Origin of the sequence: Pokkaliibacter sp. CJK22405 (assembly GCF_046614695.1) — a bacterium.
Classification (GTDB): Bacteria; Pseudomonadota; Gammaproteobacteria; order Pseudomonadales; family Balneatricaceae; genus Pokkaliibacter.
On sequence record NZ_JBKKHQ010000008.1, the window covers coordinates 181017 to 191818 of the forward strand.

Genomic DNA, 10802 nt, shown 5'->3' on the forward strand with positions numbered 1-10802 from the left:
GGCAGGCGTCAGAGTCCACAAGGAAAGCTCACCATGACGATACGTGTTGCCATCAGGCACCAGACTTCCTACGTCTTTGATCGCCATGTGGGGATTGGCCCCCATGTGCTCAGGCTGCGACCTGCCAGTCATTCACGCACCAAAATTCATGGCTACTCCCTCAAGGTTTTTCCAGAAAACCACTTCATCAACTGGCAGCAGGACCCTTTCGGCAACTATCAGGCGCGTCTCGTTTTTCCGGAGAAGTGCAAGGAGCTGAAGTTTGAAGTGGAAGTGATTGCCGACATGACGGTGATTAACCCCTTCGATTTCTTCATCGAGGAATATGCTGAAGAGTTTCCGTTCAAGTACGACCCGCTGCTTAAGAAGGAGCTGGAAGCGTATTTAGAGACCAGTGAGAATGGCCCGCTTCTGAGCGAGTGGGTCAAGGCTATCCCGCAAAAGCCGCGTAAGACCATCGATTTTCTGGTCGAAGTGAATCAGCTCCTACAACAGCAGATTGGCTATGGCGTCCGGCTTGAACCCGGTATTCAGACCTGTGAGGAAACCCTGACGCTGGCGAAAGGGTCTTGTCGTGATACCGCCTGGTTACTGGTACAAATTCTTCGTCACTGCGGTATCGCAGCACGATTTGCCTCCGGCTATCTGGTACAGCTGACTTCGGATGTGAAATCTCTTGACGGTCCCTCAGGCCCTGAGCAGGACTTCACCGATTTGCATGCCTGGTGCGAAGCCTTTATCCCGGGAGCGGGCTGGGTTGGTCTTGATCCCACGTCCGGTCTGCTGGCAGGAGAAGGGCACATCCCTCTGGCTTGTACACCTGATCCTGTCTCGGCCGCTCCAATTACCGGGGTAACGGACAAGTGCGAGGTCGAGTTTGATTACAGCAACGTGGTGACCCGTATCCACGAAGACCCTCGTGTTACCAAGCCCTATGATGACTTTCAGTGGGAATCAATTCTGGCGCTCGGGGATGCGGTTGATCGTGAGCTGGACAGTGGCGATGTTCGCCTGACCATGGGGGGGGAGCCGACGTTTGTTTCCATCGACGATATGGATTCTCCGCAATGGAATACCGAAGCCTTGGGCGCCGACAAGCTGCGTTTGGCGAAGGACTTGCTGCTGCGCTTGCGTGAGAAGTTCGCCCCCGGTGGTTTACTGCATTACGGTCAGGGTAAATGGTATCCCGGTGAGGAGATTCCTCGCTGGGCATTGAGCTGCTTCTGGCGAACGGATGGACAGCAGCTGTGGAAAACACCGGCACTGCTGGCGCGCGCGGATAAAAACTACGGCCATGGCACGGTCGATGCTGAGCGCTATATGCAAACACTGGCAGCGAAGCTGGGTGTTAATAATCAGCATATTCTGCCGGGGTATGAAGATGCGCTTTATTATCTCTGGCAAGAACAGTCTCTGCCCGACAACGTTGACCCGGCAAAAGTTGATCTCGATGACTCGCTGGAACGGCGTCGACTTGCGCGGCTGTTATCCGAGCAGGGGCTGAATCGCGCCAGTGGTTATGTGCTGCCATTGGCGTGGAACTATTACGAGAACTGCTGGCGTTCTTCAGACTGGCAGTTACGTGCCGGACGGTTAACTCTGATCCCCGGAGATTCGCCCATGGGGATGCGCTTACCGCTTAACTCATTGCCTTTTGTTGAGGAAGAAGAGCGCGAGCTTGAGGCCGAGGTGGACCCCTTTGCTGAAAAGTCACCATTACCGGATGCAGGTCAGAGTTGGCAGCAGGCTGCCAGCGCTGCACAGCCAGTGCAGTCCCAGCGCGGTAAAGTCAGCATCGTGCGTGATGTGGCTCGTACTGCATTGTGCGTTGAAGCGCGAAATGGTCGTCTGCACCTTTTCCTGCCGCCACTTCAGCATCTGGAGCATTTCGTCGGGCTGATCGAGGCCATTGAAGCCACCGCCGCGGAGCTGTCATTGCCTGTGGTGCTGGAAGGCTATGAGCCGCCAAAAGACTATCGTTTGCAAAAACTGGCGGTCACCCCGGATCCGGGTGTGATCGAGGTGAATATCCATCCTGCTGCCAGCTGGCGTGATCTGGTCACCAATACCGAGACACTGTATGACGAGGCTCACAAGTCCCGGCTTGGTACCGAGAAATTCATGCTGGATGGATTGCATTCCGGTACAGGTGGCGGTAATCACGTCACCTTGGGCGGCAAAACACCGGCAGACAGCCCTTTGCTGCGCCGTCCGGATCTGCTTCGCTCACTGGTCACTTTTTGGCAACATCATCCCGGTTTGTCCTATCTCTTCTCTGGCAAATTTATCGGGCCGACCAGTCAGGCGCCGCGTGTTGATGAAGGGCGTGATGAAACGCTGTATGAGCTTGAGATCGCCTTTAAGGAAATGCCAGAAGGACTGTGTGAGCAGCCTTGGCTGGTCGACCGCTTGATGCGCAACCTGCTGGTAGATATCACGGGCAATACTCATCGCTCCGAGTTCTGTATCGACAAGCTCTATGCGCCCGGGTCGGCAACTGGCCGTTTGGGAATTCTGGAGTTTCGTGGCTTTGAGATGCCGCCCCATGCGCGGATGTCTCTGGTCCAGATGCTTCTATTGCGTTGCTTGGTCGCGCGTTTCTGGAAAACGCCCTATACCGGCAAGCTGGTACGCTGGGGTACTCATTTGCATGATCGCTTCATGCTGCCGCATTACGTGTGGTCTGATATTCGTGATGTTGTCGCTGACCTGAATGCTCACGGTTACCCCTTCCGCATGGAATGGCTGGCACCTTTTGAAGAGTTCCGCTTCCCGCATTATGGCAATGTTCAGATTGATGATCTCAATCTGGAGCTGCGTTGGGCCGTGGAGCCATGGCATGTGTTGGGCGAGGAAGTCAGCAGCTTTGGCACTGCACGTTATGTGGATTCGACCGTTGAGCGCCTTCAGGTGCGGGTGACAGGTGCGCTGGGTGATCGTTATGTCGTCGTGTGTAACGGTCGTCGTATTCCGTTGCGTTCATCTGGACGGCGCGATGAGCAAGTGGCCGGTGTACGCTATCGTGCCTGGGCTGCGCCGTCAGCATTGCACCCGACCATTGGGATTCAGACGCCACTGGTCTTCGACGTGATTGATACCTGGAATGGCCGCTCCATCGGCGGCTGTACCTATCATGTGTCACATCCGGGTGGTCGCAATTACAGTACCTTCCCGGTCAATGCGAACGAGGCCGAAGCGCGCCGTGTTAACCGTTTCTGGGACTATGGCCATACCCAGGGGCCGATAACCCCGCCGCCACAAACGGGAGGAAAGCGTACCTTCACGCCGCACTTTAATTCACGGCCCATGTCTCCTCCTGCTGAGGAGCCGAACCCAGAGTATCCCTGCACACTGGATTTGAGGCGTTAGTCGTCTCTTTTCTCGTCCTGCCAATGCTGAAGTGTTTCGAGTACTTCGGCATTGGCAGGGCAATTTAATCCCGCTTCCTGTGCTTTTCTCATCACGTAACCGTTGATGTCTTCAATTTCTGTAATGCGCCCGGCCCGGCTATCCTCACGCATACTGGAACTATTGCTGGCGGTGCGTTTAGCGACTTGCTTCACCAAACCGATGAGTCCATCTGTGGGGGGCGTGATATCGAAATACCCCATCAGACTCTCTACTTCCCAGGCTAGCTGCTCCATCCTGGCTTCTCTTTCTGCTCCATCCAGTAACTCGCCGTTTTTGCAGTCGTAGATTACTGTTAGCGGATTAATCGCGGCATTGACACCCAGCTTATACCAGAGTGCCTGCAGGATATTGTCTTGCCAGCTCATTCCCCAGTCTTCATCGTCATCGGGTAAAGGGGCGATGCTTTCCTGTGATACTTTCAGCTGGCCATAGCTTCCCAATTGGCAGGTGCCGAGGCCTGTGTGCTGAATTTTGTCGCGGGCGATTTTCATCACGCCGTGGGAAATAGAGCCCAGAACGATCGGATTCTCAGGAAAGCGCTGAGCGAGCCATTCATGGTTACCCAAACCGTTCTGCAACAACACGAGGGTTGTATGGGCGGTAATGTGGGAGGACAGCGCTTCAACCGGCTGCTTGGTGCTATGGCTCTTAGTGCAAATCAGCAAAACATCCATGGGAGTGTTGAGCTGTGCCGTTGTGGTGTATTCAACCTGAATAGTCGACGTGGTGGAGTTGGGCGCAGGAGACTGATAGTGCAGGGTTTGAAAGCCGGTACTGTTTTCACGTCCGATCAGCGTGACTTTGATGCCGTTTTTATCCAGCAAGGCTGCCATAAGGCAACCCACGGCGCCTGGCCCAAGAATATGCCAATGTGTCATTGAGTTTTCTCTGGTTGAAGCAAACTGCCTTGAGTGATTGGCCCAATGCAGTAAAATGCCAGCATTTACTGGAATGTTGAGGTTATTATGCCGTCATTTGATGTGGTCTCCGAGCTGGATCAGCACGAAATTACTAATGCCATCGATCAGGCCAACCGCGAAATCACACAGCGCTACGATTTCAAAGGGATTGATGCTTCTTTCGAGATGAAAGAGGACGTGGTCACAATGATGGCAGAGGCTGAGTTTCAGCTGCAGCAAATGCTGGATATTCTGCGCAGCAAGTTGGTTAGCCGTAAAATTGATATTCGCTGTATGGAAGAGGGCGATGTTGAAATCGCTAATCTGCGTGCCCGTCAGCCGATCACGCTAAAGCAGGGGATTGATCAGGCGCTTGCCAAGAAAATGGTCAAACTGATCAAAGACTCCAAAATTAAGGTGCAGGCACAGATTCAGGGCGATCAGGTGCGTGTAACAGGAAAGAAGCGTGATGACCTTCAGGAAGTGATGGCATTACTTCGTGCCAGTGAAGAGATTGAGCTGCCGCTGCAGTACACCAACTTTCGTGACTAAGACTGTTTCGTCTCCGCTAAGTAGAAAACCGCGACATTATCGCGGTTTTTTTATGGGTCTATTTCAGTTCTGAGGTGCCGTCGGTAGGCTCTTCGTCCTGCAGTTCCGGCGGAGGCAGATGTCGCCAGGCCAAAACGATCAGTATCAATACCGGGATGCCGAGTACTGCGGTAAGCGTAAAAAAGTTGAAGTAGCCAATTTCATCGACCGTGACGCCAGAGAATCCGCCCAGAAATTTCGGGAAGATCACCATGACTGAGCTGAAAAGTGCATATTGCGTTGCTGAATAGGCAACCCGCGTCAAAGAGGAGAGGTAAGCAATAAAGGCGGTTGTTGCGATGCCGCCGCTCAGGTTGTCAGCAGAGATAATCACCGTAAGCCATTCTACGCTATGGCCAATCTGGCTCAGGCCAGCAAACAGCAAGTTAGTTGCTGCAGATAAGACAGCGCCCAGCATTAGAATCGGCATGATGCCATAGCGGCGGATCAGTAACCCTCCCAGACCAGCGCCAGCCAGTGTCATTATTACCCCAAAAACTTTACTGATGGTGGCTACTTCTTCCTTGGTATAGCCCATATCGACATAGAACACGTTGGCGACGATCCCCATCACAATATCTGAAATGCGGTAACAACTGATCAGGGCAAGAATCAGGATGGCGAGTTTGCGGTAACGGCTCCAGAAGTCATAGAAGGGCATAAAGACTGCTTGCCGGAACCACTCGGAAGGGCTGCGCCGGGCCTGGGATACGACAGGTATTGAGCCGCGTGGCTCGCGCATGAGAAGAGTCGTCAGAATGCCGGGTAGCATACACAACGCCATGACCATATAGGTGTTTTGCCAGGCAAAGAGATCATAGACCTCGGGGTCTTGATCAAAATGTGCGGCGATCGCTAAAGCGCCGGCAGTCGCCAGCAACATGGCAAGCCGATAACCCACCATGTAGGCCGCAGCAAAAGTAGCCTGTTGTCCGGTCGAACCCGACTCAATGCGGTAGGCATCAATGGTAATGTCCTGGGTCGCGGAGCTAAAAGCAACGCCAACTGCCAGCAATGCAAAAGCACCGGCTGAAAGGCTTGGGTCAATCCGGCCCATTCCAAGAAGGCAGGCTGCCACACTCAGCTGGGCGAGTAGTAGCCAGGCACGGCGGCGGCCCAAGGTTTTACTTAATATTGGCAAGGGCAGGGCGTCTACCAGCGGAGACCAGATCCATTTAACGCCGTAAGCCAGAGCGATCCAGCTGAAAAAACCGATAGTTGCCCGGTCAACGCCTGCTTCACGAAGCCAGAATGAGAGCGTGCTGAACACCAGCATGATGGGCAGTCCTGAGCTAAAGCCCAGAACAAAAATCGCGAGGGTACGAGGTCGGGTATAGTCCTTAAAAGCCGTTAGCCAGCTATTCATTCCATCATGTCCTTTTACAGCAGGACACCGACGATACGTTGAGCGCTAAAAGGTGTAAAGAGAGGGGAGTCAGAGTCTTGAAGAAGCCGGAAGCGCCGAATAGCGCTTCCGAAGGGGGCATCAGAGGCGCAAGCCGCCGTCCATTTCGATCACTCGGCCATTAACATAGTCGTTGTTGATGATATAGCTCACTGTCATCGCAATTTCTTCAGGCTTGCCTAAACGGTGAGCCGGAATCATGGCCTCAATTTTTTCCAGTGCTTCGGGCTTCATGCTGGTCACCATCTCGGTGGCGATAAATCCTGGAGCAATGGCGGCGCAGCGAATTCCATAGCGAGCCAGTTCTTTGGCCCAGGTCACTGTCATGGCAGCTACACCTGCCTTGGAGGCTGCGTAGTTGGTCTGCCCCATATTTCCCGCGCGCGAAATACTGGAAATATTAATGATGCAGCCTTCTTGTTGCTCTTCAATCATGGCAGTGGCTGCTTCACGACCACAGAGAAAGGTCCCAGTCATGTTGACGTCGATAACGCTCTGCCAGTCTTCAAGTGACATGCGCTTATCAACAGTGCCGTCCTTGGCTTTGATAAACATCGCATCACGAGTGATACCTGCGTTATTGACCATGACATGAATGGCGCCAAGATCTGTCCGAATGTGAGAAAAAGTGTTTTCAACATCCTCTTCCTTGGCAACGTTGCAGACATAGGCGCGAGCTTCGCAGCCCAGTGATCGGCATTGGCTCACAGCTTCATCGAGCGCCTGTGCATTCATATCAATCAGTGCAAGATTGGCACCTTCAGAAGCGAGCTGTTTGGCCATTGCCAAGCCTAGCCCGCGTGCGCCACCGGTGATAACGATTGTCTTACCTTTTGTATCCATGTCTGTGTCTCCTCATGTTCTTAGAGAACGACTACGGTGTTTGTGCAGTGCATCATAATCCTCCTTTTCATGGTAGCAAAGCGGCAAAACATCAAACCCCTACTTTTGTTGCACTGAGTCAACGATGGTGAAGTAAAGCGTCAGTAACAGCTTTTTACCTGAAAGGGGTTTAATTATGTTCAATACGCATCCATCTTGTCTGGATTGTTGAACTGACTGGGCTGTGGCAGCGCTTGGACAGATTCATAACAGGATTGCTTCAGGCAAAGGTCTCCCGGCCACCCGGGTTCTCTGAATTGTGGTTGTGATAATGCGATTACTTTTTCCTCTGTTAATTGTCATTCCCATGGTAGAGCTGGCTCTGTTGATCAAAATTGGCCAGTCCATTGGTTTATTTAACACTTTGATGTTGATCATCGTCACTGCGCTGATTGGTAGCTATGTATTGCGTCAACAAGGAGCTGCAGCTCTTTTTCGTGTTCAGGAAAAACTGGCTCGGGGTGAGTTGCCGGCCAAGGAAGTCGTTGAAGGCTTCTTTATTGCCGTCGGCGGGGTATTACTCTTAACCCCTGGGGTCATGACTGACATCATGGGGCTTATCTGTCTTTTGCCTGTATCTCGAACCATGTTGATCAGTTGGGCTGGCTCTAAAGTGAAGTTCACTTCAACCTCTCAGCGCTCTCATCAATCTCAGCGTCATCCTGAAGGCGACTTTCATTACGATCGTCGTCAGGCTTCGCCTTTGGATGAGTTTCGTGAAGCGGCTCAACGTCGGCGCGAATCAGAACGTCATGGCGTTACGCTGGAAGGGGAGTACGAGCGTAAAGACGAGCAGGACAAAAAAGATCCGTAAGACGGACAAAATTTTTTCAAGCAACTGTTGAAAAGGTTTTTGCTGGCCCCATCTTGGGAAGCACTGGAAGCTCCGGCCAAGCCGGGAACTCAAACTAAGACTTTGGAAATGTCTGGGAGATAGACAAGCATGAACATTCGTCCCTTGCATGATCGTGTGGTTGTTCGCCGCAAAGAAGAAGAAACCAAAACTGCTGGCGGTATTGTTCTGCCTGGTAGTGCTGCGGAAAAGCCAAATCAGGGCGAAGTAATTGCAGTAGGCCCTGGTCGCCGTACTGATAACGGTGAACTTCAGGCGCTGGACGTCAAAGTAGGTGACGTTGTGCTGTTTGGCCCTTACAGCAATACCGTGAAAGTAGATGGTCAGGAACTGCTGATCCTGAAAGAAAGCGAAATCTACGCTGTTGTTGAAGGCTGAGTGCCGCATTAACCACAGTTAATCGTTTTTCCATTTTCCAGAATTTGCGAATTAGGATTGAAAAATTATGGCAGCTAAAGAAGTCAAATTCGGCCTCTCTGCTCGTTCCAAAATGCTGAACGGCGTTAACATCCTGGCTGACGCAGTCAAAGTAACTCTGGGCCCTAAAGGCCGTAACGTTGTATTGGAAAAGTCTTTCGGTGCACCTTCCGTCACTAAAGACGGTGTATCTGTTGCCAAAGAAATCGAACTGAAAGACAAGTTCGAGAACATGGGCGCACAGATGGTCAAGGAAGTGGCTTCCCAGGCTAACGATAACGCTGGTGACGGTACTACCACTGCAACCGTACTGGCTCAGGCTATCGTTAACGAAGGTCTGAAGTCTGTTGCTGCAGGCATGAACCCAATGGACCTGAAGCGCGGTATCGACAAAGCCACTGTTGCTGTTGTTGAACAGCTGAAAGGTCTGTCCAAGCCTTGCGCAGATGGCAAAGCCATTGCTCAGGTAGGTACTATCTCTGCCAACGGCGACGTTGAAATCGGCGACATCATTGCCAAGGCAATGGAGAAAGTCGGTAAAGAAGGCGTTATCACCGTTGAAGAAGGTAGCGGTTTCGAGAACGAGCTGGATGTTGTAGAAGGTATGCAGTTCGACCGTGGCTACCTGTCTCCTTATTTCATCAACAACCAGGAAAACATGTCTGCCGAACTGGAAGACCCGTTCATCCTGCTGGTTGACAAGAAAATCTCTAACATCCGCGAACTGCTGCCCACCCTGGAAGCGGTTGCCAAGTCCAACAAACCTCTGCTGATCATTGCCGAGGATGTTGAAGGTGAAGCGCTGGCAACTCTGGTTGTTAACAGCATGCGTGGCATCATCAAAGTGGCAGCAGCTAAGGCGCCTGGGTTTGGTGATCGCCGTAAAGCCATGCTTCAGGATATTGCTATCCTAACTGGCGGTACTGTGATTTCCGAAGAAGTTGGTCTGTCTCTGGATACCACTACTTTGGAGCATCTGGGTACTGCGAAGCGTGTCACTCTGACCAAAGAAGAAACTACCATCGTTGATGGTGCAGGCGCAGCTGAAGATATTCAGGCTCGTGTCGAGCAGGTACGTCGCGAAATTGAAAACTCCACCAGCGACTACGACAAAGAGAAGCTGCAGGAGCGTGTTGCTAAGCTGGCTGGCGGCGTAGCCGTTATTAAAGTAGGCGCTGCTTCTGAAGTGGAAATGAAAGAGAAGAAAGCACGCGTTGAAGATGCACTGCACGCTACCCGTGCAGCAGTAGAAGAAGGCGTGGTTCCTGGCGGTGGCGTTGCACTGATTCGTGCGCTGAGCCAAGTGAAGGGTCTTGAAGGAGCTAACCACGACCAAACTATCGGTATTCAGTTGGCACTGCGCGCAATGGAAGCTCCAATGCGTCAGATCGTTAGCAACGCGGGTGCTGAATCCTCTGTAGTCGTTGATAAGACCAAACAGGGCGAAGGCAACTTCGGTTATAACGCTGCCACTGGTGAATACGGTGACATGATCGAGATGGGTATCTTGGACCCGGCAAAAGTTACTCGCTCTGCACTGCAGGCAGCGGCTTCTGTTGCTGGTCTGATGATTACTACCGAAGCTATGGTTGCTGAAATTCCTGAAGAAAAACCTGCTGCACCTGATATGGGCGGCATGGGTGGTATGGGCGGCATGGGTGGTATGGGCATGATGTAATGCCCTGACCTATACGTCAGACCAAAAAGAAAGCCCGCGTTAGCGGGCTTTCTTGTTTTCAGGATTCGGACTTTAAAGCTTGCAAGCATCGCCACAGTCAGACAAAAAATCTGAAAGCTCATTTTGCTCTGTCTCAAACTGATTAATCAGAGCGCGTACCTTTTTGCCCAGTGCTGTATCATCTGCTTCTTCATTGCATGCCTGAGTGATGGCATCTAACAATTCATGTTCGTTCATAGCTCTCTCCCATAATTAGCGCTCACTGTTGGCGCAAATAGTAGTGATCAGTGTAGCAATCAACAAGCGTTGAGCGTTTTTTCAAAAAAACACTTCTGCTGGCAATTAATCTTTGATTTTTAAAGACTCCCTTGGTAAAGTTCGCGGCCGTTGATGTGGAGAGTTGGCCGAGTGGCTGAAGGCGCACCCCTGCTAAGGGTGTATAGGGGAAACTCTATCGAGGGTTCGAATCCCTCACTCTCCGCCATGTTTTGATGGGTTTTAAAAACATTAAAATATGGGTGGTGAAAAAGAAGTTGACACTCAAGTTTAGCTCCTTATAATGCCGCCTCACTTCAGCGCTAAACGCTGATTGCTCTTTAAAAATGAATCGGATAATTCGTGTGGGTGCTTGTACTGGGTATCGACAAGATAGTCAGAGACAAGACC

At 51.8% G+C, this 10802-nt stretch carries 9 protein-coding genes and 1 tRNA gene; 6 read left to right on the top strand and 4 right to left on the bottom strand.

What is annotated here, in order from left to right:
- Positions 1-33: 33 nt before the first annotated feature.
- Positions 34-3369, top strand: coding sequence for a DUF2126 domain-containing protein (locus tag ACKC9G_RS05345; protein WP_411403902.1), 3336 nt, complete (start codon positions 34-36; stop codon positions 3367-3369).
- On the opposite strand, the gene ACKC9G_RS05350 is transcribed toward ACKC9G_RS05345, so the two are convergent.
- The gene (locus ACKC9G_RS05350; RefSeq protein WP_411403903.1) at positions 3366-4289 is read right to left on the bottom strand and encodes a ketopantoate reductase family protein; all 924 of its coding nucleotides are present in this window, start codon (positions 4287-4289) and stop codon (positions 3366-3368) included. The two genes, ACKC9G_RS05345 and ACKC9G_RS05350, sit on opposite strands and share 4 nt — an antisense overlap.
- An 87-nt stretch (positions 4290-4376) precedes the next feature.
- Between ACKC9G_RS05350 and ACKC9G_RS05355 the strand changes: the two genes are divergently transcribed.
- Positions 4377-4862 (top strand): YajQ family cyclic di-GMP-binding protein, encoded by a 486-nt coding sequence (locus tag ACKC9G_RS05355; RefSeq protein WP_411403904.1) that lies wholly within the window; start codon positions 4377-4379, stop codon positions 4860-4862.
- Positions 4863-4920: 58 nt separating this feature from the next.
- Here the strand turns inward: ACKC9G_RS05355 and ACKC9G_RS05360 are convergent, their stop codons facing one another.
- Positions 4921-6267 carry an AmpG family muropeptide MFS transporter gene (locus ACKC9G_RS05360; protein ID WP_411403905.1) on the bottom strand — a complete coding sequence of 449 codons (1347 nt, stop codon included), beginning with the start codon at positions 6265-6267 and terminating at the stop codon, positions 4921-4923.
- Positions 6268-6387: 120 nt separating this feature from the next.
- Positions 6388-7149, bottom strand: a complete 762-nt coding sequence (locus ACKC9G_RS05365) for an SDR family oxidoreductase (RefSeq protein WP_411403906.1) — start codon at positions 7147-7149, stop codon at positions 6388-6390.
- 310 nt (positions 7150-7459) lie between these two features.
- Between ACKC9G_RS05365 and ACKC9G_RS05370 the strand changes: the two genes are divergently transcribed.
- The 3 genes from ACKC9G_RS05370 to groL all read left to right on the top strand — a co-directional run bounded on the left by ACKC9G_RS05370 (position 7460) and on the right by groL (position 10136).
- Positions 7460-8002, top strand: coding sequence for an FxsA family protein (locus ACKC9G_RS05370; protein WP_411403907.1), 543 nt, complete (start codon positions 7460-7462; stop codon positions 8000-8002).
- A gap of 129 nt (positions 8003-8131) precedes the next feature.
- Positions 8132-8419 carry a co-chaperone GroES gene (locus ACKC9G_RS05375; RefSeq protein WP_411403908.1) on the top strand — a complete coding sequence of 96 codons (288 nt, stop codon included), beginning with the start codon at positions 8132-8134 and terminating at the stop codon, positions 8417-8419.
- 67 nt (positions 8420-8486) lie between these two features.
- Positions 8487-10136, top strand: coding sequence for a chaperonin GroEL (groL, locus tag ACKC9G_RS05380; protein ID WP_411403909.1), 1650 nt, complete (start codon positions 8487-8489; stop codon positions 10134-10136).
- A 72-nt stretch (positions 10137-10208) separates the two neighbouring features.
- On the opposite strand, the gene ACKC9G_RS05385 is transcribed toward groL, so the two are convergent.
- Entirely contained in the window at positions 10209-10373 is a 165-nt protein-coding gene (locus ACKC9G_RS05385; RefSeq protein ID WP_411403910.1) for a hypothetical protein, read from the bottom strand.
- Positions 10374-10530: 157 nt separating this feature from the next.
- Between ACKC9G_RS05385 and ACKC9G_RS05390 the strand changes: the two genes are divergently transcribed.
- Positions 10531-10620 (top strand) — tRNA-Ser (locus ACKC9G_RS05390).
- Positions 10621-10802 lie beyond the last annotated feature (182 nt).